This window comes from Labrys sp. (in: a-proteobacteria), from assembly GCF_047605565.1.
Lineage (GTDB): Bacteria > Pseudomonadota > Alphaproteobacteria > Rhizobiales > Labraceae > Labrys > Labrys neptuniae.
In genome coordinates, this window is sequence record NZ_JASGFM010000008.1 from 75,294 (window position 1) to 101,679 (window position 26,386).

Below are 26,386 nucleotides of genomic sequence, written 5' to 3' on the forward strand. Positions count from 1 at the left end.
GGCACATGGCGGATCGCGCCGTCCCCCGCCTAGCCTGTTCCCAACCTCATCTGGGACGGGAACAGCGATGACAACGGCAGGCGCGCAGACAATCGGCAATCCCATCGTCATCGGCATCGATGCCGGCGGCACCATGACCGACACCATCCTGGTCGACGGCAACGGCCACTTCAAGATCGGCAAGGCGGCGACCACGCCGCGCGATGAATCGGAAGGCTTCATTATCTCAGCCGCCGATGCGGCCGAGGCCTGGGGCATCTCGCTGGACGATCTGTTCTCCGGCATCGACGTGGTGCTCTACTCCGGCACCGGCATGCTCAACACCCTGCTTTCGCGCACGGGACGCAAGCTCGGCCTGATTACCACCAAGGGCCTGGAGGATATGATCCTGATGGGCCGCGGCCTGCAGGCCTGGGCCGACTATTCCTATGCCGATCGCCTGCATGCGATCACCCACCACCACCCGGATCCCCTGGTGCCGCGCCGGCGCACCCATGGCGTGACCGAGCGTGTCGACCAGTTCGGCGATATCATCATCCCGCTCTACGAGCACGAAGTCGTGGCGTCCGTACGCAAGCTGATCGCCGACAAGGTCGACGCCATCTGCATCATGACGGTGTTCTCCCACGTCAATCCCACGCACGAAAAGCGCATCGCCGAGATCGCCCGAGAGGAGATCGCCAAAGCGGGCGCCGAGATCCTGGTCTATACCAGCCATGAGGTGCGCCCCGTCATCCGCGAGCAGTCCCGTCTCAACTCGGTGCTGATCGAGGCCTATGCCACCTCGCGCGGGCGCAAGCAGTTGAAAGGTATCGAGGACATCTCGAAGAAGCACGGTTACCGCTATCGCGTGCAGACCCTGCTCTCCTTCGGCGGCCTCACCTCGATCGATCATCCCCGCCTGCACGAGACCATGATCTCCGGCCCGATCGGCGGCATTCTCGGTGCCGCCTATGTCGGCAAGTTGATCGGCAACGACTCGCTGATCTGCTCGGACATGGGCGGCACCTCTTTCGACATGGGGGTGATCACCCGCGGCCAGACCCGCATCGAGAACGAGCCGATCATGGATCGGTTCAAGCTCAACGTGCCGACGCTGCATCTCGATACCATCGGCGCCGGGGCCGGCATGATCCTCAAGGTCGACCCGCTGACCCGGAAGATCAGCCTCGGTCCCGAGAGCGCCGGTTCCGATCCCGGGCCGATCTGCTTCAATCGGGGCGGTACCCGCCCGACCATTGCCGATTGCGACGCCATCCTCGGCCGTCTCAACCCCGACTATTTCCTCGGCGGCAAGGTGAAGCTCGACGTCGAGAAGGCGACCAAGGCCTTCAAGGAGCAATGCGCCGACGTCCTCGGCGTGCCCCTGCATGAAGCCGCCGAGGGCATGATCCACATGCTGGAGGACGACGCCAACAACGCCTTGCGGCGCGTGATCTCCGGCCAGGGCATCCACCCTTCCGAATTCACTTTGCTCTCCTATGGCGGCTCGGGGCCACTGCACCTGGCCGGTTGCAGCCGCGGTATCGGCTTTCGCGACATCATCACCTTCCAGTTCGCCGCCGCCTTCTCGGCCTTTGGCTGCACCACGGCCGACTATATGCGCCGCCACTCGATCTCCACCCAGATCGACATTCCCAGTGCCGCCGGCGAGGACGAACTGGCCGCTCATGCCGCACGCATCTCAGGCGTCTGGAAGGAACTGCGGGAAGCCGCGATCGCAGAGATGGTGGCCGATGGCCATCCGCGCGAGAAGGTCCGCACCGTTCCCTTCCTGATGATGCGCTATACCGGCCAGCTCGAAGACGTCGAGGTCGCCGCCCCGCTCGACCAGGCCCAGACCGCCGACGACATGCGCCGGATCATCGAGGCCTTCGAAACCGTCTACGGCAAGATCAACCACCGGGTCTCGCGCTACGGCGCCGTCGGCTATTCGGTGATGGAGCTCGGCCTGATCGCCACCGCCGACAAGGTCAAGCCGGTGCTGGTCAAGCGCCTGCTCGGCGGCACCTATCCCGCTGCCGCGCATAAGGGCCGCCGCGAAGCCTATCTGGGCGGACGCTGGCACAAGGCGGATCTCTACGAGATGGACGATCTGCAGCCCGGCCACGAAGTGAAGGGCCCGGCAATCATCGAACACCCCGCCACCACCCTGGTGGTCCACCCCGGCGACAGCGTCTTCGTCGACGAATGGACCCTCCTGCATTACCGCCACGGCTGACGTCTCTACCCTCCCCTGGAGGGGGAGGGTCGGACCGAAGGTCCGGGGTGGGGTGAGAACCTCCACCCGTCGAGCAAGCAAGATCCATGCGGCATCTTGGATATGTCGCCCCGCCACCCCACCCCGAGGCTTCGCCTCGACCCTCCCCCTCCAGGGGGAGGGTGGAAGATGAGGACACCATGCTGGACCACGTGAAAGCCCACATGCCGCTTCGCGAAAGGATGCTCGAATCCGAGCGTCTGATGGAGGAGACCGGCTGCTATGACGGCATCACCGCACTGCAGCTGCGCAGGCAGGATCCGCTGAAATTCGAGACCCTCCACACCAAGCTGCGCGCCTTCTGTGTCTCCGCCCGTGAAATGGCGCGCCGCATCTCCGCCTCGCCCGGCGTGCGTGAGGTCGGCGAGATGGTGGTTGCCATCTACACGCCGGAGGGTGATGCCATCGCACTCTCCAACGGCATCATGGTGCATGTCCACACCATGAGCCGCTTCATCAAATGGATGATCCGCGAGGGTTACGAGGCCAATCCCGGCATCCGCCCGGGCGACATCTTCGCCAACAATGACGCCTTCATCGGCACGGTGCAGGTGCCCGACGTGATGGACGTAGTGCCGATCTTCCATTCCGGCGAACTGATCGGCTGGGCTGGCGCCGTCTGCCACGAGCTTGAAGCCGGCGGCATCACCCCCGGCGGCGACGTCTGCCTCGCGCAGGAGCGCTTCACGGAAGGCCTGTTCGTCTGCGCCGAAAAGATCGGCGAGAATGACGAGATCCGGCGCGACTACGTCATCCGCTGCGAGCGCAATCTGCGCATGCCGATCTACTGGGTGCTGGACGAGAAGGCCAAGGTCGCTTCCTGCATCGACATGCGCGAGAACCTCATCGCCCTCGTCGACGAGATCGGCCTCGACTACTGGAAGCAGATCTCCAAGGAATTCATCGAGGAAGGCCGGCTTTCGCAGCTGGCCCGCACGCGCCAGCTCACCGTGCCCGGCATCTATCGCGGCCACACCTTCTATGGCCATGTCACCGAGGGCAAGCCGGGCTTCCAGCCGCTGGCCGACCCCAACTGGCTCTACAACATCCCGGTGGAGATGGAGATCACCACCGAGGGCAAGATCAAGCTCGACTTCGAGGGCACTCAGCCCTGGGGCTATCATTCGATGAACTGCACGCCGGCCGGCATGGATGGCGGCATGTTCGTCACCCTCACCCAGCACATGAACTTCGAGGGGCTGGTGAATGACGGCGCCTGGCTCGCCACCGAGCTGAAGATCCCCAAGGGCACCTGGACCAATCCCGACAATGAGATGGTGGCGACGGCGACGTCCTGGGCCCTGCTGCTGCCCGCCTATGGCGTGTTCCAGCGCCTGCTCTCGCGCGGCTTCCTCGCCCGGGGCTTCATCGAGGAGGTGTTCGTCGGTCAGGTCAACTCCCCGATGATCGAGATGGGCGGCGAAAGCCAATACGGCACTTTGTTCGGCATGGCTCATTTCGAATGCGCCGCCGCCGGCTCCGGCGCTCTCGCCATCAAGGACGGGCTCGACACCGCCTATGTCGGCTGGAACCCCGAATCCGACATGGGCAATATCGAGATCTGGGAACAGAACATGCCGATGCTCTATATCGGCCGTTCGATCCTGCCCAACTCCGGAGGCGCCGGCAAATATCGCGGCGGCTGCGCCTTCATCTCGACCTGGCTGGTGAGCAAGTCCAACCATCTGCGCCTGGTCACCTCCGAGCATTCCTCGCGCGTCTTCGACAATGGCGGGCTGTGCGGCGGCTATCCCGCACCGACCTGCCAGATGCACCGGGCCGTGCGCGATACCAATCTCGCCGAGATCATCGCCGAGAAGCGGCCCCTGCCTCATACCATCGGCACCGACCCGGCCCATTCGGACCTGGAAAAACTGGTCGAGGGCCGGCACGTCACCGAGGAAGGCCCCTACATCACCGCGCCGCACAAGTCCGGCGATATCTTCACCCACTCCTATAATGGCGGCGGTGGTTACGGGGACGTACTGGAGCGCGATCCCGTCAAGACCACACAGGATGTGGAGAACGGCTTCCTCACCCCGGAGGCGGCCGAGCAGGTATTCGGCATCGTCATCCGAGAAGTCCCGCAGACGGATCGGCTGGAGGCCGATCTCACCGCCACCGCCGCCTTGCGCGAGAAGATGCGGGCCGAACGCATCACGACTTCAGTGCCTGTCTCGGCCTGGATCGCCGAGGAGGCCAAGCGTGTCGCCGCCTGCGACTTCGCGCCCGAGGTCGCCAAGATGCATGCCAATGCGATGAAGCTCTCGCCGCGCTTTGCCGCCGACTTCCGCAAGTTCTGGGGCCTCGACGCCTCCTTCACGGTTCACTACTGAGGTCAGCATGTCCAGCTATCCCAAGGAAACCATTCGCGAACTCGTTGCAGGTACCCTGCCCTGGCACCAGACCCGGCAGATCATGAGCGCCTACAAGGACGATGACCGTTTCCAGACCTATATCCAGGTCCTGCAGGAGCGGATGGCCTGGAAGGACCCGATCCTGCTGCCGATCGGCGACCACCTGTTCATCGCCGACACGCCGAATGGCCGTGTCACCAAATGCGAATGCGGCCAGGAGTTCGGGCATTACAAGAAGAACTGGAAGCTCGGCGCCCATATCCGCGTGCGGCGGACCAAGGAGGCCCTGCGCGAGATCTATCCCAATTCCGATATCCCCGATCCGGAATGGATGGAAATACGCGAATTCCTCTGCCAGTCTTGCGGCACCCTTCACGAGGTCGAGGCGGCCGCTCCCGGCTATCCCATCGTCCATGACTTCGAACCGGATCTGGAAGGCTTCTATCGCGACTGGCTCAGGCGCCCCCTCGAACCGGAGGGAGAGAGCCGGTGAGCAAGCGGCCCAATATTCTCATTCTGATGGCCGATCAGCTTGGCGCTCCGGCGCTCGGCGTCTACGGCCATCCGATCGTCAAGACCCCCAACCTCGACCGCATCGCCAAGGGCGGTGCGGTCTTTGACAATTTCTACTCCAACTTCCCCCTCTGCGCCCCCGCCCGCTTGGCCCTGATGACGGGACGGCTGTGCTCGAACATCCAGGCCTGGGACAATGCCGCGCAGATCCCGTCCGATGTTCCCACCTTTGCCCACTACCTGCGCGTGCTCGGCTACCGGACCTGCCTGTCCGGCAAGATGCATTTCATCGGGCCAGATCAGTTGCACGGCTTCGAAGAACGGGTGACGACCGATATCTGCCCGTCCGACTTCAACTGGACGGCCGACTGGGACGATCCCTGGCGGACCATGGACTGGTTCCACAACATGAAGAACGTCAGCGATGCCGGCATCGCCGAACGGGCCCTGCAGCAGGACTATGACGAGGAGGTCGCCCACAATGCCCGGCGCTGGCTGTTCGATCAGGCGCGCGATAGCGACGATCGCCCCTTCCTGCTCGTTGCCTCCTTCACCCATCCGCACGATCCCTATGTGACGCCGCAGCGCTTCTGGGACCTCTACGATCACGACAAGATCGACATGCCCTGCGTGCCCTTCATTCCGCCGGCCCAGCGGGACGCCCATTCCCGGCGCCTGTGGGAACAATATGATCGCGGCGAGTTCGGCGTCGGCGACGAACATGTGCGCACGGCACGCCATGCCTATTACGGCAGCGTGTCCTATCTCGACGAGCGTGTGGGCGAGGTGCTCGATGCGCTCGAACGCTCCGGGCAAGGCCGGGACACCATCGTGATCTTCCTCGCCGATCATGGCGACATGCTCGGCGAGCGCGGCCTTTGGTACAAGATGAGCTTCTACGACTGGTCGTCGCGCGTGCCGCTGCTCGTGGCCGGTCCTAACGTGCCGGCGGGCGCCCGCATCAAGGCGAATGCTTCGCTCGTCGATATCCTGCCGACCCTGGTCGAGATCGCCGCCGGCCCGGAATGGAACGATTACCCCGAGCGCCCCGACGGGCGCAGCCTGCTGTCCCTCCTAAGGCAGGATGCAGACGATCGCATCGCTGTCAGCGAATTGATGTCGGAAGGCGTGGCGGCCCCCTATGTGATGCTGCGCAAGGGCCGCTACAAATTCACCTATGTCGAGCACGATCCGCCCCAGCTCTTCGACATGAAAGCCGATCCGGACGAGATGCATGACCTTGCGGGAGATAGTGGTCATGCGGACGTGGTGCGAGACATGCTCGGCGAGGTCGAGCGCCGATGGGACATGCCGAGGCTCAAGCGGGAAATCATCGCCAGCCAGCGTCGGCGCCGCCTCGTCTACAAGGCACTGACCACCGGCAAGGTCACGCCCTGGGATTATCAGCCCTGGAGCGACGCATCGTTGCAATATTATCGCGGAACGAAGTCGTATCACGAGGCCGAGGCCCGTGAATTCATTCGGCCATAAGGAAAGACCATGACCAGCTTGAAAGGGCGTGCCGCCCTGATCACCGGCGGCCTCACCGGCCAGGGCCTTGCCATCGCCCAGGCTCTAGCTGGAGCCGGTGCCAATGTCGCGGTCGGTTCCTATATCGGCGAAGGCGCGCGCCAGGGCGATGCCGCCGCCTATCCCGCTGAGGCCGAGCTGCAGCGCGTACGCGCCATGCTCGAGGCCGAGGGCGTCAAGGTGCATGCCGGCCATCTCGACGTGCGCTCCAGCGAGGTCATCGACGCCTTCATCCAGGCCGCACAAGCCGCCTGCGGCCCCATCGACATCCTGGTGAATGCGGCCGGCACCACGGCCGAGCAGCCTGTCAGCGGTCATTCCGACGCGCTCTGGGAGAAGATCCTCGACACCAACCTCACCGGGGCCTTTCGCACCACACGCAGCCTCCTGCCGGGCATGATCGCGCGTGGCTGGGGGCGCATCATCAATATCGGTTCGACGGCCGCCAGTGTCGGCTGGAAGGACAACCCGGCCTATTGCGCCTCCAAGTCCGGCCTGCTGGGCCTGACGCGCTGCGTGGCACTGGAAGGGGCACCGCATGGTGTCACGGCCGTGATGATCTCGCCGACCTGGGTGGAGACCGAGCTGATGCGCCGCAACGTCGCCCAGGTCGCCGAACGCGAAGGCAAGAGAGAAAGCCTGGAAAGCGCCATGGCGCGGATTGCCGGCCAGAACCCGCAGCAGCGCATCATCCAACCCGGCGAAGTGGCTGGTCTCGCAGTCTTTCTCTGCAGCGAGGCTGCGAAGGGCATCACCGCCGAAAACATCCAGATCACCGGAGGCGCGCTCTGGTAGAGAGCTTCAGGGAACGCTACCCTCCCCTTCGGCTACGAGTTCGCCGGTCAATAAACGTATTGAATTGGCTCGGCCTTTGTCATTGCCGGGCTTGACCCGGCAATCCAGCCCCCTTCCGGTTATCGAAGTCGGGGCCGCTGGATGCCCGGGTCAAGCCCGGGCATGACAAAGGCAGCGTCTCACTTATTGTAAGATAACGCTTATAGCCGAGCGTCACTTCGGCGTGGAAGGCTGCGGATGAAATCGACCCTGATCGCCTCCGGCCTGCCGCTTGCTACCGTCAATGCCGCTATCGGAGAGGCCGCCCGGCTGGTGGGAACATCCGACTTCTATGCCGCCCTGCTCGCGGCCTTTCGTTCCCTGGTCTCGCACGACATCGCCACCATGGTGCGCTACTCGGCGGTCGGCCGGCCGAGCTTCCTCATGCATCACGGCTTCTCGGATGCCCTGGCCCGCCAATATGAGACGACCTTCCACGTCTTCGACCCGTTCCATCGCTATTGGGTGCAAACCGAACGGCCGGGCGTGGTCAGCCTCGACATGTTCCCGGCCACGGCAACCCGGCAGAGCCGCTATGTCCGCGAATTCCTGCAGGAATCCAGCATCACCGACGAACTCGGCTACTTCCTGCCTGCGATGGGACGGGCCAGCGTCGCCCTGTTTCTCGAACGCCGTATCGGCCGTTTCCTCGAGAGCGAGCGAGCGGCGATGGAGGATTTCTACCCCCTGTTCGCCGGGCTGGAGAGCGCGCATGTCAATGCCGTCCTCGCGGCCGCGATCGGGCGCGGCGCAGGCGGCGTCTCGCTGCCGCTGGCCATCATGCTGCGCGATCTCGAAGGCTGCGTCATTCACGCATCCGAGGCCTGGCGGGACTTGGAGAGCCGGAATACCAACCTGCGGCGCGCCGTCGAACGGCTGACGGCCGAGAATGCCGGCGAGGCTGTACTGGACGACGCCACCGTTCTGCACAGGACTCGGATCTCGCCGGCCCATAGTTCCGCGCCGGAGGGCTGGCTTTTCACGGTGGAGAAATCGGCGTCCTCTTCAACAGATTACGACCAGGCGATCATCTCCGAGCTCAATCCGACCCTCACGCCTCGGGAGATCGATATCGTCAAGCTGGTGCTCGAAGGACACCCCACCGCCACCATCGCCCAGCGTCTCAAGCTGCAGCGCGGCACGGTGAAGAACCACCGGCTGCGCATCTACGAAAAACTGGACATCACCTCGGAGCGCGAACTCTTCCTCACCTATATCCAGGCGCTGCAGCGGCATCGAGCGAACGGCTAGACGCTTCAGAAAAAGCCAGTCTTTACGACATGACAACCGTAAAACTCGAACCAAATCATCCGCTTCATGATGAGGCGGCGAGGCCACCCGGCGATGATTTCCGGCGAACTCCCTCGTCGTCGAGGACAGATTTTAAATCGAACCAAATTCAACAATATCAATATATTGCTTGAATGTTCGGAAGAATCACATCGCCGCGACGGCTACCGATGTCACGGCGTGATGCCCGCTTACCAGCGCAGCAGACGACGACCGGCGACATATCCGACGATAGTGACGATGGCGGTGGCCAGGCTGTACCAGGTGGCGACGAAAAGCGGGCTGTCATCCACGCAATGGCTGGCATAAAGGGTCGCCGCGATGCCGCTCGCAGCAAGACCCGCTACCGCCCCGGCCCTGCCGGGATTCTCCGGAGCACCCTGGCGCAGGGCGTAGAGAATGCAGGCCAGCGGCCCGAGCGCCAGCAAGGGTATCAGCATCAGGCAGTAACGGGCATTGACGCCAATCCAGCGCGCTCCCCAGCTCGCGGACGGCATGACCATCAATTCCACAGCGACTGCGGCGGCCAGGAGCAGGGGCGCAACGATCAAGGCAAGGCGCCATCCCCCTGATCCGGCACCCGGCCGGACCAGGCGCAGGATCAGGCCACCGGCCGAAACGGCCAGGGACGCCGTCACCACAAATTTGAACAGAAAGCGCCACGTCTCGGCGGCTGCAGCGATATCGGGACGGGGTCGGAACCCCACGAAGAAAAGCACGGCCGAAAAAGCCGTACCGACGATCACCGCCAACGCAAAAATCCTGCCGAGGGACCATCTGATCGGCGCATCCTCGGAAATGGCATTGATGAGATCGTCGGTCTTCACGACTGGTCACTCCGATAGAGCGCTGCGAGCTTCTTGAGGCCCCGATGCAGGGCGACGCGAACGGCTACCTCCGTCATCGACAGCCGTGCAGCCATCTCCCGGATGCTGACGCCACCGAGGGAGATGCCTTCCACGATGTCCCGCTGCGGTGGTTTCAGATGCGCCAGCATTTTCTCGGCCTCATGCTGTGACAGTCCTGATGCCGGCTCCTCCGCCTCGAGAACCTCGATCACGTCCTCGATCGGCACCATCACCTGCCGCCCCCTGCGGCGCATGGTATCGATCATCTTGTTGCGCACGATCGCCGACAACCAGGGACCGAGCGGGCGCGAGGAATCCCAGGTTCCGCGCTTGAGGTGAATGGCGAGCATCACTTCCTGGACGACATCCTCGATTTCCGCCGGCGGCGCGCCGAAGCGCTCGCAATAACGACGCGCCGTCCCGCGTAGATAGGGCGTCACAGCCTGCAGGAACCGCCGATAGGCCGGTGCATCCCCGGCGATCGACTGCCGCAACCATGTCGCCCACTCCTCTTCGCGCATGGGATTATGCACGCGCCATCCTCTCTACGGTCGGTCTCACGGCTTTGTTACTACCGAATACCGGCACCGACTCACTGTGCCGCTGTCGCCTCGGCATAATCATCCAGTACCGCGCGTATGGCCAGAGAGAGGCAGGTCGCCATGTCGAGCGGGCCTTCATGCCCCGTCACGGCTGGCACGAACTGATGCACCAGGGTCGGCGGCAAGGCGCGCCCCGCCAGCGCCTGCGACAAACGTGCCACAGCGGCGGCCGCGACCGGATGCGGCCAGTAATAGCGGATGCGGTCGCTGTAGCTGTAGTGGCGCAGCACATGCTGGCTGGCGGCATTGCCCGGATAATAACGTTGCCAGTAGCCGGGCTCGGCCAGCATCAGGGCTTCCATCGCCTTGGCCAGCGAGCGCTCGCCATAGGAGGCATCGAGTTCCCCGGCGATGAGATCGAGGCCATAGAGCGCCTCGCGCCAGGCAAAGGTCAGGCCGGGCCCGACCTTGAGGATGGCGAAGCCGTCGGCTACCAGCCTCGTCAGCTTCTCCCGCGGCTGGTAGTCGGTGGAATGGGCTTCGAACACGAGGGAAGGTTCGTTGTCCAGCACGCCAACGAGGTCACGGGCCTTGTCGGGCTGGTAGACCACCACCTCCTCATGCCCGAACTCGACGCCGGGCTGCACCACCAGGCCGATCACGCGGTCGAGCGCCGCCTCGACGCCTTGCTGGCGAAAGATGGTCCGGTGGGTTTCGATGGTCTGGCGCGCCGCGCCCGCGGCGGTCGGCTGCAGGCCGTCGAGCGCGTGCCAGGCGCCGCCCGGCACCGGCACTTCGGTGCCGATGATATAAACCGGCGGGGGCAGGCCGTTGTCGCGCGCGGTCTGTTCCGCCACCCGTGTGAGGCGGGCAGCGCGCCCGGCGGTGGTTTCGTCGTCGAGCGCCTCGGGCTCTCCCTTGCAGCCCATGCTGGCATCGAGATGGATCTTGCCGAAGCCCGCCGCGACATAGGCCGCCATCATCGCCTCGGCCTTGGCCATCGCCTCTTCCGCCTCGAACTGGCGCCAGGGATTGGGGCCGAGATGATCGCCGCCAAGGATCAGCTTGGCGGTATCATAGCCGGCCGCTTTCGCCTTCTCGAACACGAAACGCCTGAAATCGGCCGGCGTCATGCCAGTATAGCCGCCCTCCTGGTTCACCTGGTTGCAGGTCGCCTCGATCAGAACCTCGCGTCCGCGCTCGCGGCCATGGGCCAGCGTCGTCCCGATCACGTCCGGATGAGCCGAACAGATCGAAGCGATGCCCCGTGGCTTTCCGGAGCGCCGTGCGGGAGCCAGGTCGAGAAGGGTGGTCATGTCGGGTCTCCGTGAAATGAGGATCGCAATCAGGCCGAGGCCCGCATCATCAATTGGGCACCGAGCCGCAATTGCTGCTGCCCCTGTGAAGGTTCTTCGCCCTCGACCTGGGCGAGCAACAGTTCGACGCCGAGATTGCCGAGGCGGAAAAAGTCCTGCGCCACCGTGGTCAAGGGCGGACAGCCGAAGCGGCTATAGGGCTGATCGTCATGGCCGGCGACGCGCAACCGGCAATCGGCTTCGCGCCCGACCTTCAGGCCGCGCTGGAAGGCGGCGGCCATCACCCCCACGGCGATACGGTCATTGGCGCACAGCACCGTCGAGGTCGGAAACCCCGCTCCGTCGATCACCTGCAGGGCCTCGCCATAGGCGATTTCCTCGAAACGCCAGTCCGGCTTGCCTGCGACGGTGACGATCTCCGGCTGGAAGCCGAGCCGTTCCATTGCCTGGACATAGGCATTGCTGCGCTCGGCGGCATTGTGATTGACCGCAGGCATTTCAAAGAAGCAGGGGGGCGTCCCCGTGCGGCAGAGATAATCGGTGATCAGGCCGATGCTCTGCTCGTTGTCGGTGCCGACGAAGGGCGAGCCGTCCTGCAGCGAGGAATCGAGATAGACCACGGGAATATGGGCGCGCAGGGTCTCCATCCGCATCGCATCGGTATAGGCGCCGAGGGGGGCAATGATCGCTCCGGCAATCTTGAGCGACAGCAGCGTCTCCACCGAACGCGCCTCATGCAAGGCATCCCCTCGCGAGGAGAGCACCAGCACGAAGTAACCGTCCTGCGCGCAGCGTCGCTCGATGTGACGCACCATCTCCGAATAGAACATGTCGGAGGTATCGGGCACGATCACGCCGATGATCTTGGGCCGCTTTCGATTGAGGTTCACCGCAAACAGGTTCGGCCGATAGTCATATTTAGCCAGGGCTCGCTCGATGCGGGTGCGGATCGATTTGCGCACGCTGCCTGGGTCATTGAAATATTTCGACACGGTCGGCCGTGAAATGCCACTGAGCTCGGCGAACTCGGCCATGTTCCTGATCTTTCGCACCAACCGCCGCTCCCTGTCGCATTCAGTTCGCCTTTAATTTTTACACAGGCAAACAATTTTATTTTTTACATGCCATAAAATTGGTCACTCGGAATTTTCATCCGATCATTGCTTTCAAAAAATATATTATTCTAATTCAATATGATAATGCCAAAACCATTCCTCCAAACAAGGTTCGTTTTGTCAATTTTTCCATGCGCAATATCTTTAATTGACGCTCACAGCGCAAAACCATAGTCTGACAATTAATAAAAGACAAAAACAAATTCAGGGAGGGAGAAGACGAGGGCGTGCGGCGCGACTTTGCTCGCGTTTGCCGCAATCAAAATCCCTTTCCTCACCTTGATCGGCGGCCTTTCCCGCCATGACCGGCCGGCGACCTCCCGTCAGAAGAGGATCCGTGCCGGAGGGATCGATCCGACTTACGTCAAACCGAGGAAACGACATGAGGAAACTGCTTACGGCCCTTGCGGCTCTTGCCATCGGGGCCAGCGTGCTCGCTGCTCCGGCGCAGGCCCAGGACAAGAAATACACCATCGCCCTCATCCCGGGCCTGACCACCGACGCCTTCTATATCTCCATGCGCAAGGGCGCCGAGGCGGCCGCCAAGGTGGTGGGAGCCGAGCTCGTGTTCCAGGGCGCGCCTGACTTCAACCCGGTGACGCAGACGCCCGTGCTCGATGCCGTCATCGCGCGCAAGCCCGACGCCATCCTGATCGCACCGACGGACAAGGTTCAGCTCGTTCAGCCGCTGAAGAAGGCCGCCGATGCCGGCATTCCGGTGATCACCGTCGATACCTTCATCGGCACCGGCAAGTACCAGACCGGTGCGGGTGACGCCGACTTCCCGCTCTCCTATGTCGCCTCGGACAATATTCTGGGCGGACGCATCGCGGCCCGCGCCCTTGCCAAGGCCATCGACGAGAAGGGCAAGGTCTATGTCTCCAACGTGAAGCCGGGCATCTCGACCACGGATCAGCGCGAGGAAGGCTTCAAGGACGAGATGAAGAACTATCCCAACATCACTGTCCTTGAAACGCAATTCAACGACAACGATGCCAACAAGGCCGCTTCGCAGATGCAGTCGGTCTTCGCCCGTAATCCCGACCTCGCCGGCGTGTTCGGCGCCAATCTGTTCTCCGCCCTCGGTGCCGCCAACGGCGTGCAGCAGGCCGGCCAGAGCGGCAAGGTCCGCGTCGCCGCCTTCGACGCCCCGGCCACCATCGTCGACAACATCAAGTCCGGCCTGGTCGACATCGCCATCGCGCAGCATCCGGCGGAGATCGGCTATTTTGGCGTACTTTCCGCCTATGCCCATCTCACCGGCCAGTCGATCCCTGCCTCGATCGGCACGGGCTTCACCGTGATGGACAAGTCCAACGTCGACAAGCCGGAAGTGGCCGCCTTCATCTACAAGGAATGAGGCCTTCCTCGCATCTGCGCCGCCGGAGCCCTTGGAGCAGGACGCTCCGGCCCGGCGGCCTCTTCATGACCTCTCAACGGAGCGCCTGATGTCGGCAGCCCAATCCTCCCTCAGCCGGGCGCAGCCCGCGGCAGGACCTCATCCCATCCTTCTGCGCATCGCGGAGCTCAGGGCCTGGCTCTTCCTCGTCCTGCTCCTGGTTTTCTTCGAATGCTGGGCCAGGATCGCCTACGGCTCGACCTTCGTGTTCTCGGTCCCGACGCTGCAATCGATCTCGATCTATGCCGTCGCACCGCTTCTGCTGGCCCTCGGCTCGACCTTCGTGATCATTTCGGGCGGCATCGACCTCTCGATCGGCTTCATCATGGGACTGTCGGCGGTGGTGGCAGCCCACACGGCCAATCTCATGGGCGCCTCCATGCCGCCCTTCCCGGCCATGCTGGTCGGCATCGTGGCCGGCGTCGCCGTCGCCACCATCCCCGGCTACATCAACGGCCTGCTGATTTCGAAACTCAGGGTCCCTCCCTTCATCGGCACGCTCGGCATGTATGGCGTGGCGCGCGGCATCGCCTATCTGCTCGCCGGCGGCACCACGGTTCCGGTTTCGAACGCCTGGTTCGCGGCGCTCGGCAATGGCCGCCTCTACGGGGTGCCCATCGTGGTGATCGTGGCCGCCCTCTTCCTGATCGCCATGCATTATCTGCTTTCGCAGACGCGCTTCGGCCAGCATACCTACGCCATCGGCGCCAGCGAGCAGGCCGCGCTTCGGGCCGGCATTAATGTCTCCAGGCACACCCGCAAGCTCTATGTCCTGTCGGCCGTCTGCGCCGGCATCGGCGGCGTGCTCTATGCCGCCCGTTTCACTGCCGGCGCGGCGCAAGCCGGCGAACCGCTCCTGCTCGATTCGATCGCCGCCGTGGTGATCGGCGGCGCCAGCCTGTTCGGCGGCTCAGGCTCGATCTCGGGCACGCTGGCCGGGGCGCTCGTCATCGCCGTGATCCAGTTCGGCCTCGTCTACATCAATGTCGAGCCGTTCTGGCAATTCGTCTCGGTCGGCGTCGTCATCATCGTTTCCGTGCTGGTCGACCAGGCGCAGCGCAGCATCGCCGGAGGCCGCCGTTCATGAGCACCCAGCCCCTCCTCGACATACGCGACGTCTCCAAGCATTTCGGCGGCGTCACCGCCCTCAACGGCGTCTCACTGCAGCTCAATGCCGGCGAGGTCGTGGCTCTCGCCGGCGACAATGGCGCCGGCAAGTCGACACTGATCAAGACGATCTCCGGGGTCTACCAGGCCGATGGCGGCGAGATCCGCCTGAAGGGCGAGGTCGTAAAATTCGCGACGCCCGAAGCGGCGCGCGGCCACGGCATCGAGACGATCTACCAGGATCTCGCTCTGGCCGACAATCTCTCCATCGGCGCCAACATCTTCCTGGGACGCGAGCCGATGACCAAGGCCTTCGGTTTCCTCCCGGTGCTCGACCGCAAGAAGATGGCCGAGGCGGCGCAGGAGACCATGGCGCAGCTCGATTTCCACGTGACGCGCCTCGACGCTCCCGTCGGCAACTTCTCCGGCGGCCAGCGCCAGGCTGTCGCCATCGGCCGCGCCGTCTACTGGAACGCGCAGGTGCTGATCATGGACGAGCCGACCGCCGCTCTCGGCGTGCCCGAGCAGCGCAAGGTCGTTTCCCTGATCAAGACCCTCAAGGCCCAGGGCCGCGGCATCATCTTCATCTCGCATAATCTGCAGGACATCTTCGCGGTCTCCGACCGCATCGTGGTCCTGCGCCGCGGCACCCTGGCGGGCGAGCGCAAGATCGCCGAGACCAACCATGACGAGATCGTCAAGCTGATGGTGGGCGGCTAATACTACAGTTGCGTTTGCATAATGGGGCGCGAGACATGTGGAGTGTCAGCCTCCTGGCTGACATCTTACTTGTCGGCAAGCACTTCGTTTCAAGATGTCAGCCAGGAGGCTGACACTCCAAATCCCCTTCGAATAAAACCGCAACTATACTACTAAGAATGGCAGAGCGGGTCACCGACGAGAATGTGATCAGGGCAGGACTTCTCATTTCCCCCAGCCCGTGACATCACTCTGGCGTGACCTGCTGGCATCTCCTTTCCCGCATGCTCTCGATCGTCATGATCGCAAGCCTGCTGAGCGCTCCGATGGCGCCCTTCTCGGCTGCCATGGCGGCCGTGCCGTCGCACGCGGTGAGCCAGGCCGCCATGGCTTCCGACATGCCGTGCTGCCCTGAACAGAACCCCTCGCTGCCCGGAGGGCAGAAGTCCTGTCCGGTGGCGATCGTCTGCATGGCCAAATGCGCCCCCGGTGATCCGATCGCGATAATGGCCCAAGCACCTCTCTTCGAGACCGGCCGCCTCGCCCCACCCGGCAACGACCTGGACAGGACGCCCTTCATCACGGCGCCGCCGGACCGTCCTCCCCGCACCTGAATTCATCCGCGCCCCGTACTGGGGCAGTCCGTCCGGCGCCTTCGGGGCCGGACAGCATTAGCAGCCGTCAAACCTCCTCCAGAGCAAAGCGGGTCCACGCGAGAACGCCTGTCGATCCCGGCTTTCGCTCCGACGCGACCTTGCGTTCTTCGTCGATTACGGCGGATCGCAAAAGGCCTGGGAGACGTTCGTCGGCCAGGGATGAATCCGGAATATTTCAGACATGACGTCATTTGGCACCAACCGCATCACCCTTGCGGCAGTGATCGGCCTTTGCTGCGCAACCGCCTCCCCCGCGCGGGCCGATATCGCAGACTACGAATTTCAACTCGTCCAGCCCGAGATCAAGCTGAACGAGACATCGGAAATCGCCGTACGCCTCGTCGACAGGCACTCTGGCCAGCCTGTCCCCAACGCGGTGATTTTCGCCCAGCGCGTCGACATGGCGCCGGACGGCATGGCGGCGATGAAGGCCCCGATCGAAGCCATCGCATCCGATGAACCCGGCATCTATCGATTCAAGGCAAGGCTGAGCATGGAGGGCGGCTGGCGGCTGTCGCTCGCCGCCAAGGTCCAGGGCGAAACCGGAACGCTCGAAAGCAAGCTCGTCTTCAAGGCCGTGCCATGAACCGCGTCGGTCGAACAAGCCTCCTCCTCATCGCGATCGTCGCGGCAGGAACCGGCGGCTATTGGGCAGGCCGGCATGGCACGGCCCTTTCGGCTGCAGCTTGGCGGCAAATGCTCACACTGACCGGCGGGCCTTCGTCGCCCATGGCGACTGCGGCAGCAGGGCCGGTGATATATTATCGCGCGCCCGATGGATCTCCCGCCTATTCGGCAACGCCGGCGAGGACAGCCGATGGCCGCGACTTCCTCGCCGTCCACGTCGGCGAGGAGGTGAGCTTCGACGAGAAGCCCGCCGACGCCGCCCCGGCACCCGCCGTCGCAGCCCCCCGTCCCATCCTTTATTACCGCAACCCCATGGGCCTTGCGGACACGTCACCGGTTCCGAAGAAGGATTCCATGGGCATGGACTACATCCCCGTGCATGCCGGGGAAGAACCGGAAACGGGAACCGTCAAGGTCGCAGCAGGCAGGCAGCAGCAGACGGGCGTCCGTACCGAGATCGCGGCAATGCGCGCCCTCGTCCGGCCCGTGCGCGTCCCGGGCAGCGTGCAGCTCGACGAGCGTCGCATCAGCGTGGTCGCCACGCGATCGGACGCCTTCATCACCAAAGTCTCGGATGTGACGACGGGCGATCGGATCGCCAGGGGCCAACCTCTCCTTCAGCTCTACTCGCCCGAAATCGCTGCTGCCGGCGCCCAGTTCCTCACCGAGCTTGGCAATGGCGGGCGTGGCGGAACAGGCGGCGCACGGCAGCGGCTGGAAAATCTCGGCGTCCCCCAAGAGGCCATCGCCGAACTCGAACGAAACCGGAAGGTGCCGCCGGCAATGACATGGCGAGCCCAGCGAGATGGCATCGTGCTCCAGCGCAACGCGACCGAGGGCATGAAGGCCGCGCCCGGCGACATCCTCTTCCGCCTCGCCGACATCTCGACCGTGTGGGTGCTGGCCGATGTGCCCGAATATCAGCTCGGCGCTATCAGACCCGGAGCCCCTGCGACCGTCCGGATCCGCAGTCTGCCCGGCCGCGTCTTCGAGGGACGGATCGCGCTGATCTATCCCGAAGTGGTCAAGGAGACGCGCACCGCCAAGGTGCGGATCGAGTTGCAGAACCCGGAAGGCCTTCTGCTGCCGGACATGTATGCCGATGTCGACATTGCAACCGGCGATGCGAAGGAGGCGGTGACAGTCTCCGACAGCGCGGTGATCGACACCGGCACGCGTCAGACGGTCATCCTTGCCAAGGGAGACGGGCGTTTCGAGCCGCGAGAGGTCAAAGTCGGCGCCCAGGGCGGCGGCTTCGTCGAGATCCGCGACGGCGTTGCGGCCGGTGACCGCGTGGTGACGGCCGCAACCTTCCTCATCGACGCCGAAAGCAACCTCAAGGCCGCGCTGAACGGCATGACCAGTCCGGAGGCCACGCCATGATCGCCCGGCTGATCGCCTGGTCTGCACGCAACCTCGTGCTGATCCTCGTCGGCACCGTCTTTGCCGTGGCATCCGGGCTTTATGCCTTGAAGACGCTGCCCCTCGATGCCATTCCCGATCTCTCCGACGTCCAGGTCATCGTCTACACCGATTATGCCGGCCAGGCGCCGCAGGTCGTCGAGGACCAGGTCACCTATCCGCTGACGACGGCGATGCTGACGGTCCCGAAGTCGAAGGTGGTGCGTGGCTTCTCCTTCTTCGGCGTCTCCTTCGTCTATGTGATCTTCGAAGACGGCACCGATCCCTACTGGGCGCGCAGCCGGGTTCTCGAATATCTCAATGCAGCGGCGCAGCGCCTTCCCGCCGGCGTAACGCCAAGCCTCGGTCCCGATGCGACCGGGGTCGGCTGGGTCTATCAATATGCCGTCACTTCCAAGGACATGTCGCTTGCCGAACTGCGCTCGCTGCAGGATTGGAAGCTGCGCTATGCCGCCTCCAAGGCGGAAGGCGTGGCCGAGGTCGCCGGCGTCGGCGGCTTCGTCAAGCAATACAGCATCGTGGTGGATCCGTTGCGGCTGCAGGCCCAGGGCATCTCGCTGTCGACGGTGCGCGATGCGGTCAGGGCCAGCAATCGCGACGTGGGCGGGCGCACGCTGGAACTGTCCGAATTCGAATTCATGGTGCGCGGCCGCGGCTACGTCAAATCACCGGCCGACCTCGAGAACATCGTGCTCAGGACCAGCGCCGGCGTACCGCTTCGTCTCAGGGACGTCGCCCGCGTCGAAATCGGGCCGGACGAGCGCCGCGGCATCACCGAACTCAACGGCGAGGGAGAAGTGGCTGGTGGCATCGTCCTGCAGCGCTTCGGCGCCAATGCCCTGACCGTCATCGACAATGCCAAGCAACGCCTGGCGGAGATCGCCGCAAGCCTGCCCAAGGGAACCGAGATCGTCCCGGTCTATGATCGCTCCCACCTGATCGAGGCGGCGATCGAGACGCTCAAGGGAACGCTGTTCGAGGAAAGCGTCATCGTCGCCCTCGTCTGCATCGTGTTCCTGCTTCACCTGCGCAGCGCCCTGGTCGCCATCCTCATGCTGCCCGTCGGCATCCTCATGGCGTTCGGTGCCATGAAGCTGATCGGCCTCGGCTCCAACATCATGAGTCTCGGCGGCATCGCCATTGCCGTCGGCGCAATGATCGATGCCGCCATCGTCATGATCGAGAACGCGCATAAGCATCTCGAACGCGCTGCGCCCGGCCAGTCCCGTATTCAGATCCTCGTCAATGCGGCAAGTGAGGTCGGTCCGGCCCTGTTCTTCAGCCTGCTGATCATCACCGTCTCCTTCCTGCCCATCTTCACGCTGGAATCGCAGGAGGGACGCCTGTTCGGGCCGCTCGCCTTCACCAAGACCTTCGCGATGGCCGCCGCCGCCCTCCTGTCGGTCACGCTGGTGCCGGCGCTGATGGTGATCTTCGTGCGCGGCAGGATCATTCCCGAGCACAGGAATCCGATCAACCGCCTCCTGATCTGGCTCTACCGGCCGGTCATTCGCGGGGTCCTGAAAGCCAAGACCTTCACCATCATTCTCGCCGTGGCGGCGCTGGCCGTCAGCATCTGGCCCGCACGCCAGCTCGGCTCCGAATTCATGCCGTCGTTGGACGAGGGAACCCTGATGTATATGCCGACCACCCTGCCCGGCATCTCGATCACCAAGGCCGGCGAATTGCTGCAGATGCAGGACCGCATCATCAAATCGTTCCCCGAGGTTGCCTCGGTCTACGGCAAGGCGGGACGCGCCGCGACGGCAACCGACCCCGCCCCCACCGAAATGTTCGAGACCATCATCAATCTCAAGCCCAAGCAGCAATGGCGGCCGGGCATCACCCTCGACGGCCTCAAGTCCGAGATGGACAAGGCCCTGCAATTTCCCGGCGTATCCAACGCCTGGACCATGCCGATCCGCGCCCGTATCGACATGCTCTCGACCGGCATTCGAACACCGGTCGGCGTCAAGGTCTTCGGCACGGATCTCGCCGAGATGGAAAAGATCGCCCGCCAGATCGAGGCCATTCTCAAAACCGTGCCGGGCACCTCCAGCGCCTATGCCGAGCGGGTCATCGGCGGCTACTATCTCGACATCGTGCCGGACCGGGACGCACTCGGCCGCTACGGGCTCGCCGTGGGCGATGTCCAGGACGTCATCGCCACGGCACTCGGCGGCGAGACCGTGACCACGACCGTCGAGGGGCGGGAACGCTACGGCGTGAACATCCGCTATCCGCGCGATCTGCGCTCCAGCCGCCAGGCCATCGCCGCCGACGTGCAGGTTCCCCTCCCGGGTGGTGGCACGATCCCGCTGGGCGAGGTGGCGAAGGTCGAACTGACGCGGGGTGCGACCTCCATCCGCACGGAGAACGGCCAGCTCGCAACCTATATCTTCGTCGACATCGACGGGCGCGATCTCGGCGGCTATGTCGCCGAGGCGCAGAAGGCCGTGGCTGCGAAAATCGTGCTGCCGCCGGGCTATTCGGTCGGATGGAGCGGCCAATATGAATATCTTCAGCGGGCCGAAGCCCGGATGAAGATCGTGGTGCCGGTCACGCTGCTGATCATCTTCCTGCTGCTCTATCTCAACTTCCGCAGCCTGACGGAAACTCTGATCGTCATGCTGTCGCTGCCCTTTGCCCTGGTCGGCGGCATCTGGCTGATGTGGTGGCTCGGCTTCAACATGTCCGTGGCCGTCGCCGTCGGCTTCATCGCGCTGGCGGGCGTGGCGGCTGAGACCGGCGTCGTCATGCTGATCTACCTGCAGCAGGCCCTGGCCGAGGTGAAGGCGGAGCGATCCCGCAAGGATCAGCCCTTTACCAGGGCGGATCTTCGGCAGGCGATCATGCTGGGTGCCGTGGAACGGGTTCGTCCCAAGATGATGACGGTCATCGCCATCATGGCCGGGCTCATTCCCATCCTCTGGAGCACGGGGGCCGGATCGGAGGTGATGCAGCGAATCGCGGTTCCCATGATCGGCGGGATGGTGTCCTCGACCCTGCTGACCCTGGTGGTCATTCCCGCCATCTACGGCATTATCAAGGGATGGCGCCTGCCCGCCGGCCGGCAGCAGGAGATGGATGCCGTGACACCCGCCCCTGCAGTCGAGCATCGGGCTGCATAAGGACGCGCCAAGCTTCGGTCAGGCGCGCTCAACGCAGATCCATGCTGGCTTCGAGCTTGTCGAGGCCCTGCAACAGTGCCTCGGCCTCCGGGCCGAGGGCTGCCAGCAAGGCTGCTTCGAAAGCCAGCGCCCGCGGCACGATCTCGGCATAGACCCGCCGCCCCAGTATTGTGAGGCTGAGGATCTCCTCGCGCCTGTCCTCGGCGCTCTCGCGGCGCTTGAGCCAGCGGCGTTCCTCCAGTGCCCGCACGGCCCGGCTGACCTTGGTCTTGTGCATGGAGGAATGGGCACCGATCGCCTTCGCGCCCATCTCGTCGAATTCGCCCAATGTCGCCAGCACCCGCCACTCGGGCACGGTCAGGTCGTGCTCCGGGCCATAGACGGTGCGAAAATCGCGCGACACGGCGGCGCCGATGCGGTTGAGCCGGTAGGGCAGAAAGTTCTCGAGCGTGAGCTTGGCCATGCTTTGATAGTTACATTATCGACAGTTACAACTGCAACTTCATAAACGAGCGGCCGCTTCTCGACGTGTGGTCGCATAACCAAAGATCCGCGACCGGGAGGATGAAGATGGCTTCGATGGCGTCCCGCCTGAAGGTGATGCTTGCCGCCACATTGGGCTCGACACTGGAATGGTATGATTTCTTCATCTTCGCCGCGAGCACTGTGCTCGTCTTCAACAAGGTGTTCTTTCCAGCCGACGATCCCTTCGTCGGCACCCTGCTCGGCCTCGGCACCTTTGCCGCCGGCTTCCTCGCCCGCCCCTTCGGCGGCGTCGTCTTCGGCGTGATCGGCGACCGGCTCGGCCGCAAGAACACGCTGATCGTCAGCCTGTTGATGATGGGCGTGGCCACCGTCGCCATCGGCCTCCTGCCGACTTATGAGACCATCGGCGTCGCCGCTCCCCTCCTACTCCTGCTCATCCGCATCTTCCAGGGCGTTGCGGTCGGCGGCGAGGCAACCGGCGCGCTGACCATCGTGGCCGAATCCATGCCAGCCCGGCATCGCGGTTTCTGGACCAGCTTTCCGATGGCAAGCGGCCCGGCCGCCAATGTCCTCGCCCTCGGCATTCTCGGCCTCGTCCAGCTCTGGCTCGGCGAGGAGGCGTTCCTGGCGTGGGGCTGGCGCATTCCCTTCCTGCTGTCGATCGTGCTGATCGCCCTCGGCTTCTGGGCCCGCCGGCAGGTCGATGAATCGCCAGCCTTCCTCGAGATCAAGGCTGAAACCGAAATCGCCCGTGCCCCGCTGGCCGAAGCCTTTGCCACCCAGAAATCCTCGATGGCCAAAGTCTTCTTCGTCAAGGCAGCCGAGAACACACTGCTCTATCTGTTCTCGACCTTCGTCCTGCTGCTGGCAACGACCCGGCTCGGGCTGAGCCGGGCCCAGGCCATCGATGTCGTCCTCGTTGCCTCGCTCGCCTCTTTGCCCGTCATCCTCGGCTCGGGCTGGCTCAGCGACCGTATCGGGCGCCGCCCCGTGATGATCGCGGGTTTCATCGGTGCCACGATTGCCGCTTTTGCCCTGTTCACCCTGGTGCAGGGCGCGGCGCCATCAGCTCTCTACCTTCGAGCCGTCCTGGCCCTGTGCACCCACGGGTTCCTCCTCGGCGGCCTTGCCCCCTATGTCACCGAGATGTTCCCGACACGCGTGCGCTACACCGCCCTTTCCGCTTCCTACCAGGCTGCCTCCGTGCTCGGCGGTTCGGTCGCGCCGCTGATCGGTGCCCTGCTGATCGAACGCACGGGCACGCCGATGTCGGTCGCCATCTATGCGGCCTTGATGGTCGTGCCGGCCCTGCTGGTGCTCATATTGACGCCGGAGACCCGTGGTAGAGCTACGGATGGCGATGCCTCCAGCCCGCCTGGCGCCGGCCCCTTCGGGCAGGAGGACCTGCGGCACAGGCCGCAACTTTGATGGTTACAAACGCAACGATTATATCAGGAACGTTCGAATTCAGGAGGTGATCATGAATCTCCAGTCTCCCCGACCAGACAACGATCGAAAAGGCGAGGCCGTCAGTGCCATCCAGGCCGGCTACATGTCGGGCTTCGGCAACGGCTTCGAGACCGAGGCACTGCCGGGCGCCCTGCCCCTTGGCCGCAATTCCCCGCAGCGCTGCGCCTATGGGCTCTATGCCGAGCAGCTCAGCGGCTCGCCCTTCACGGCGCCGCGCACCACCAATGAGCGCTCCTGGCTCTACCGTATCCGCCCGACGGTGAGCCATTGGGGTGCATTCGCCAAGGCCGATATCGGGCTCTGGCGCACCGCACCCGCCCCCGAGGTCGAAGTTCCGATCGCGCCGCTGCGCTGGGATCCGCTCCCGATCCCGGCCGAACCGGTTTCCTTCCTCGACGGCGTGCATACGCTGACCACGGCCGGCGATGCCGCCAGCCATGCCGGCATGGGTGCCCATGTCTATCTGATCACCCGCTCGATGGTGGATGAGTATTTCTACAATGCCGATGGCGAACTTCTCTTCGTGCCGCAGCAGGGTTCGCTGCGCCTCGCGACCGAGTTCGGCATCATCGATATCGAGCCAGGCGAGATCGCCGTCATTCCGCGCGGCGTGAAGATCCGGGTCGAGCTTCAGGATGGCCCGGCCCGCGGTTATCTGTGCGAGAATTACGGGGGCGCCCTCACGCTACCCGAACGAGGACCGATCGGGGCCAATTGCCTGGCCAATCCGCGCGATTTCCTTACACCCGTCGCCGCCTATGAGGACCGGGAGGTGCCCTCGCGCCTCTATGTCAAATGGGGCGGTACATTATGGGCTGCTGCCATCGGCCAGTCGCCGCTCGACGTGGTGGCCTGGCACGGCAACTACGCGCCCTACAAATATGACCTCAGGCGCTATTCGCCGGTCGGCCCGGTGCTCTACGACCATGCCGATCCGTCGATCTTCACCGTGCTGACCTCGCCCTCGGAAACGCCGGGTACCGCCAATATCGATTTCGTGATCTTCCCGGATCGCTGGCTGGTGGCCGAGAACACCTTCCGCCCGCCCTGGTATCATATGAACGTGATGAGCGAGTTCATGGGCCTGGTCTACGGCCAATATGACGCCAAGACCGGCGGCGGCTTCGTGCCAGGCGGGGCATCCTTGCACAATATGATGCTGCCGCACGGGCCCGATCTCGACGCCTTCGAGAAGGCCAGCCATGTCGAGCTCAAGCCCCACCGGCTGGAAAATACCCTGGCCTTCATGTTTGAATGCCGCTTTCCGCAGCGCGTGTCCGCCTTCGCAGCCGGCTCCGACGCGTTGCAGAAGGACTATGGCGGCTACGGCCACAAGATGACCAAGCATTTCGATCCGAGCAGGCCCTGATGATTGAGCTAGACCAGACGCACGACCCTAAACTGACCAGTTGGGTCGCCTCGGCGAACGGCCATGCCGATTTCCCGATCCAAAACCTGCCGCTTGGCATCTTCAGCCCGGGGGGCGCGACACCGCGCGCTGGCGTCGCCATCGGCGATGCCATTCTCGACCTGCGTGCCGTCCTCGATGGCGGCCTGCTCAGCGGCGCCGCCGAACGGGCCGCCGAAGCGAGCCGGGGCAATGACCTCAACGGTCTGCTGGCCTTGGGTCCCGGCCCGCGGCGTGCCCTGCGCCAGGCGCTTTCCAACCTTCTGGCCGAAGCCAGCTCCCTGCGCGCCCGGCTGGAGCCGCTGCTGTACAAGGCATCCGACTGCCTTCTCCATTTGCCGGCGCGGATCGGCGACTACACCGACTTCTATGTCGGCATCCACCACGCCACCGCCGTGGGCAAGCTGTTCCGGCCCGACAATCCACTCCTGCCCAACTACAAATATGTGCCGATCGGCTATCACGGCCGCGCCTCTTCCGTCCTTCCCTCGGGAATCGCGATCCAGCGCCCGCTTGGCCAGTCGAAACGGCCGGAGGCGGAGACGCCGACTTTCGGCCCGAGCGCGCGACTGGATTACGAGCTCGAGCTCGGCGTGTGGGTGGGACCGGGTAACGATCTCGGCACCCCGATCGGAATATCGGCCGCAGGCGACCAGATCGCAGGCCTCTGCCTGCTCAACGACTGGTCGGCCCGCGACATCCAGGCCTGGGAATATCAGCCTCTCGGGCCCTTCCTCGCCAAGAGCTTCGCGACCACCGTCTCGCCCTGGATCGTCACGGCCGAAGCGCTCGCCCCCTTCCGCATTGCACAGCCACCTCGCCCCGAGGGCGATCCTGCGCCACTTGGCTATCTCACCGATGCCGGCGACCAGGCCCAGGGCGCCTTCGATATCGAACTGGCGGTCCTGCTGACGACTGCCGAATTACGAAGCCGGGGCTTCCCAGCCCATTTGCTGGCTCGCTCCAATGCCAGGCATATGTATTGGACTGTAGCGCAGATGCTGGCCCATCACAGCTCCAATGGCTGCAATCTGCGCCCGGGCGATCTCATCGGTACGGGCACCATTTCGGGGCCAGGACAAGACGCCTGCGGCAGCCTTCTGGAAGCCAGCCAGGGCGGCAAGAATCCCATCCGCCTCGAAACGGGCGAGGAGCGCCGCTTCCTCGAGGATGGCGACGAGGTTATCCTCAAGGGGCACTGCCGCCGCAACGGCTTTGTTTCCATCGGCTTCGGGGAATGCCATGCAGTGATCCGGCCGGCGCTGTAGTTTCGTCGCAAGGATGGAGGCTGGCGCACGTTTGGTGTGCCGATCTCGCTCCGTCACGTGATGGAGTTGAGGAGATTTGCATACCGGATCTCGCGCGTATCGCGCTCT

Annotated in this window: 21 protein-coding genes; 15 read left to right on the forward strand and 6 right to left on the reverse strand. The window is 64.1% G+C overall.

The genetic code is table 11. The annotated features are described in order from the left end of the window. Positions 1-67 precede the first annotated feature (67 nt). From QM672_RS10225 to QM672_RS10250, 6 genes are all read left to right on the forward strand, one after another. Entirely contained in the window at positions 68-2,221 is a 2,154-nt protein-coding gene (locus QM672_RS10225) for a hydantoinase/oxoprolinase family protein (protein WP_415082343.1), read from the forward strand. A gap of 179 nt (positions 2,222-2,400) precedes the next feature. Further along, a complete protein-coding gene (locus QM672_RS10230; protein WP_415082345.1) occupies positions 2,401-4,596 on the forward strand; it encodes a hydantoinase B/oxoprolinase family protein in 2,196 nt (731 codons plus the stop codon). Positions 4,597-4,603: 7 nt separating this feature from the next. Continuing rightward, positions 4,604-5,110, forward strand: coding sequence for an acetone carboxylase subunit gamma (locus QM672_RS10235; protein ID WP_415082347.1), 507 nt, complete (start codon positions 4,604-4,606; stop codon positions 5,108-5,110). Beyond that, positions 5,107-6,621, forward strand: a complete 1,515-nt coding sequence (gene betC, locus QM672_RS10240; RefSeq protein WP_311935207.1) for a choline-sulfatase — start codon at positions 5,107-5,109, stop codon at positions 6,619-6,621. The genes QM672_RS10235 and betC overlap by 4 nt, the downstream gene beginning before the upstream one ends. 9 nt (positions 6,622-6,630) lie before the next feature. Continuing rightward, entirely contained in the window at positions 6,631-7,455 is an 825-nt protein-coding gene (locus QM672_RS10245; protein ID WP_415082350.1) for an SDR family NAD(P)-dependent oxidoreductase, read from the forward strand. 237 nt (positions 7,456-7,692) lie between these two features. Next, positions 7,693-8,745, forward strand: coding sequence for a response regulator transcription factor (locus tag QM672_RS10250; protein ID WP_415082352.1), 1,053 nt, complete (start codon positions 7,693-7,695; stop codon positions 8,743-8,745). A 230-nt stretch (positions 8,746-8,975) separates the two neighbouring features. On the opposite strand, the gene QM672_RS10255 is transcribed toward QM672_RS10250, so the two are convergent. The 4 genes from QM672_RS10255 to QM672_RS10270 form a co-directional block, all read right to left on the reverse strand. Next, positions 8,976-9,611, reverse strand: a complete 636-nt coding sequence (locus tag QM672_RS10255; RefSeq protein ID WP_415082354.1) for an NrsF family protein — start codon at positions 9,609-9,611, stop codon at positions 8,976-8,978. Further along, entirely contained in the window at positions 9,608-10,153 is a 546-nt protein-coding gene (locus tag QM672_RS10260) for a sigma-70 family RNA polymerase sigma factor (protein ID WP_415082468.1), read from the reverse strand. The genes QM672_RS10255 and QM672_RS10260 overlap by 4 nt, the downstream gene beginning before the upstream one ends. A gap of 71 nt (positions 10,154-10,224) precedes the next feature. Then, on the reverse strand, positions 10,225-11,490 hold the full coding sequence (locus QM672_RS10265; RefSeq protein WP_415082356.1) for a D-tagatose-bisphosphate aldolase, class II, non-catalytic subunit: 1,266 nt from the start codon (positions 11,488-11,490) through the stop codon (positions 10,225-10,227). A gap of 29 nt (positions 11,491-11,519) precedes the next feature. Further along, positions 11,520-12,524 carry a LacI family DNA-binding transcriptional regulator gene (locus QM672_RS10270; protein WP_415082470.1) on the reverse strand — a complete coding sequence of 335 codons (1,005 nt, stop codon included), beginning with the start codon at positions 12,522-12,524 and terminating at the stop codon, positions 11,520-11,522. 463 nt (positions 12,525-12,987) lie between these two features. On the opposite strand from QM672_RS10270, the gene QM672_RS10275 reads away from it, so the two are divergent. From QM672_RS10275 to QM672_RS10285, 3 genes are all read left to right on the forward strand, one after another. Next, positions 12,988-13,965, forward strand: coding sequence for an ABC transporter substrate-binding protein (locus QM672_RS10275; protein WP_068295883.1), 978 nt, complete (start codon positions 12,988-12,990; stop codon positions 13,963-13,965). An 88-nt stretch (positions 13,966-14,053) separates the two neighbouring features. After that, positions 14,054-15,091 carry an ABC transporter permease subunit gene (locus QM672_RS10280; RefSeq protein ID WP_415082358.1) on the forward strand — a complete coding sequence of 346 codons (1,038 nt, stop codon included), beginning with the start codon at positions 14,054-14,056 and terminating at the stop codon, positions 15,089-15,091. Further along, complete coding sequence (locus QM672_RS10285; protein ID WP_149251239.1) at positions 15,088-15,831, forward strand: ATP-binding cassette domain-containing protein; 744 nt, start codon at positions 15,088-15,090, stop codon at positions 15,829-15,831. Before QM672_RS10280 ends, QM672_RS10285 begins: the two co-directional genes overlap by 4 nt. A 226-nt stretch (positions 15,832-16,057) precedes the next feature. On the opposite strand, the gene QM672_RS10290 is transcribed toward QM672_RS10285, so the two are convergent. Beyond that, a complete protein-coding gene (locus tag QM672_RS10290; protein WP_415082361.1) occupies positions 16,058-16,282 on the reverse strand; it encodes a hypothetical protein in 225 nt (74 codons plus the stop codon). Positions 16,283-16,647: 365 nt separating this feature from the next. Between QM672_RS10290 and QM672_RS10295 the strand changes: the two genes are divergently transcribed. The 3 genes from QM672_RS10295 to QM672_RS10305 are packed head-to-tail and all read left to right on the forward strand — an operon-like array spanning position 16,648 to position 21,646. Then, complete coding sequence (locus QM672_RS10295) at positions 16,648-17,052, forward strand: FixH family protein (RefSeq protein WP_415082363.1); 405 nt, start codon at positions 16,648-16,650, stop codon at positions 17,050-17,052. Further along, complete coding sequence (locus QM672_RS10300) at positions 17,049-18,476, forward strand: efflux RND transporter periplasmic adaptor subunit (protein WP_415082365.1); 1,428 nt, start codon at positions 17,049-17,051, stop codon at positions 18,474-18,476. Before QM672_RS10295 ends, QM672_RS10300 begins: the two co-directional genes overlap by 4 nt. Next, on the forward strand, positions 18,473-21,646 hold the full coding sequence (locus QM672_RS10305) for an efflux RND transporter permease subunit (protein ID WP_415082367.1): 3,174 nt from the start codon (positions 18,473-18,475) through the stop codon (positions 21,644-21,646). Before QM672_RS10300 ends, QM672_RS10305 begins: the two co-directional genes overlap by 4 nt. A gap of 28 nt (positions 21,647-21,674) precedes the next feature. Here QM672_RS10305 and QM672_RS10310 read toward each other — a convergent pair whose 3' ends face one another. Beyond that, entirely contained in the window at positions 21,675-22,109 is a 435-nt protein-coding gene (locus QM672_RS10310; RefSeq protein ID WP_415082369.1) for a MarR family winged helix-turn-helix transcriptional regulator, read from the reverse strand. 107 nt (positions 22,110-22,216) lie between these two features. On the opposite strand from QM672_RS10310, the gene QM672_RS10315 reads away from it, so the two are divergent. Genes QM672_RS10315 through fahA form a run of 3 tightly spaced genes read left to right on the forward strand, consistent with a single transcriptional unit; the run spans position 22,217 to position 26,278 of the window. Continuing rightward, positions 22,217-23,560 (forward strand): MFS transporter, encoded by a 1,344-nt coding sequence (locus QM672_RS10315; RefSeq protein WP_415082371.1) that lies wholly within the window; start codon positions 22,217-22,219, stop codon positions 23,558-23,560. 52 nt (positions 23,561-23,612) lie between these two features. Next, the gene (hmgA, locus tag QM672_RS10320) at positions 23,613-24,971 is read left to right on the forward strand and encodes a homogentisate 1,2-dioxygenase (protein WP_415082373.1); all 1,359 of its coding nucleotides are present in this window, start codon (positions 23,613-23,615) and stop codon (positions 24,969-24,971) included. Further along, on the forward strand, positions 24,971-26,278 hold the full coding sequence (gene fahA / locus QM672_RS10325) for a fumarylacetoacetase (RefSeq protein ID WP_415082375.1): 1,308 nt from the start codon (positions 24,971-24,973) through the stop codon (positions 26,276-26,278). Before hmgA ends, fahA begins: the two co-directional genes overlap by 1 nt. Positions 26,279-26,386 lie beyond the last annotated feature (108 nt).

Bases quoted from the DNA above. Each gene is read 5' to 3' on its own strand.
- QM672_RS10225 (WP_415082343.1), top strand. From the start codon at position 68: ATGACAACGGCAGGCGCGCAGACAATCGGCAATCCCATCGTCATCGGC.
- QM672_RS10230 (WP_415082345.1), top strand. From the start codon at position 2,401: ATGCTGGACCACGTGAAAGCCCACATGCCGCTTCGCGAAAGGATGCTC.
- QM672_RS10235 (WP_415082347.1), top strand. From the start codon at position 4,604: ATGTCCAGCTATCCCAAGGAAACCATTCGCGAACTCGTTGCAGGTACC.
- QM672_RS10245 (WP_415082350.1), top strand. From the start codon at position 6,631: ATGACCAGCTTGAAAGGGCGTGCCGCCCTGATCACCGGCGGCCTCACC.
- QM672_RS10250 (WP_415082352.1), top strand. From the start codon at position 7,693: ATGAAATCGACCCTGATCGCCTCCGGCCTGCCGCTTGCTACCGTCAAT.
- QM672_RS10260 (WP_415082468.1), bottom strand. From the start codon at position 10,153: ATGCGCGAAGAGGAGTGGGCGACATGGTTGCGGCAGTCGATCGCCGGG.
- QM672_RS10265 (WP_415082356.1), bottom strand. From the start codon at position 11,490: ATGACCACCCTTCTCGACCTGGCTCCCGCACGGCGCTCCGGAAAGCCA.
- QM672_RS10270 (WP_415082470.1), bottom strand. From the start codon at position 12,524: ATGGCCGAGTTCGCCGAGCTCAGTGGCATTTCACGGCCGACCGTGTCG.
- QM672_RS10275 (WP_068295883.1), top strand. From the start codon at position 12,988: ATGAGGAAACTGCTTACGGCCCTTGCGGCTCTTGCCATCGGGGCCAGC.
- QM672_RS10280 (WP_415082358.1), top strand. From the start codon at position 14,054: ATGTCGGCAGCCCAATCCTCCCTCAGCCGGGCGCAGCCCGCGGCAGGA.
- QM672_RS10285 (WP_149251239.1), top strand. From the start codon at position 15,088: ATGAGCACCCAGCCCCTCCTCGACATACGCGACGTCTCCAAGCATTTC.
- QM672_RS10290 (WP_415082361.1), bottom strand. From the start codon at position 16,282: ATGCAGACGATCGCCACCGGACAGGACTTCTGCCCTCCGGGCAGCGAG.
- QM672_RS10295 (WP_415082363.1), top strand. From the start codon at position 16,648: ATGACGTCATTTGGCACCAACCGCATCACCCTTGCGGCAGTGATCGGC.
- QM672_RS10300 (WP_415082365.1), top strand. From the start codon at position 17,049: ATGAACCGCGTCGGTCGAACAAGCCTCCTCCTCATCGCGATCGTCGCG.
- QM672_RS10305 (WP_415082367.1), top strand. From the start codon at position 18,473: ATGATCGCCCGGCTGATCGCCTGGTCTGCACGCAACCTCGTGCTGATC.
- QM672_RS10310 (WP_415082369.1), bottom strand. From the start codon at position 22,109: ATGGCCAAGCTCACGCTCGAGAACTTTCTGCCCTACCGGCTCAACCGC.
- QM672_RS10315 (WP_415082371.1), top strand. From the start codon at position 22,217: ATGGCTTCGATGGCGTCCCGCCTGAAGGTGATGCTTGCCGCCACATTG.
- hmgA (WP_415082373.1), top strand. From the start codon at position 23,613: ATGAATCTCCAGTCTCCCCGACCAGACAACGATCGAAAAGGCGAGGCC.
- fahA (WP_415082375.1), top strand. From the start codon at position 24,971: ATGATTGAGCTAGACCAGACGCACGACCCTAAACTGACCAGTTGGGTC.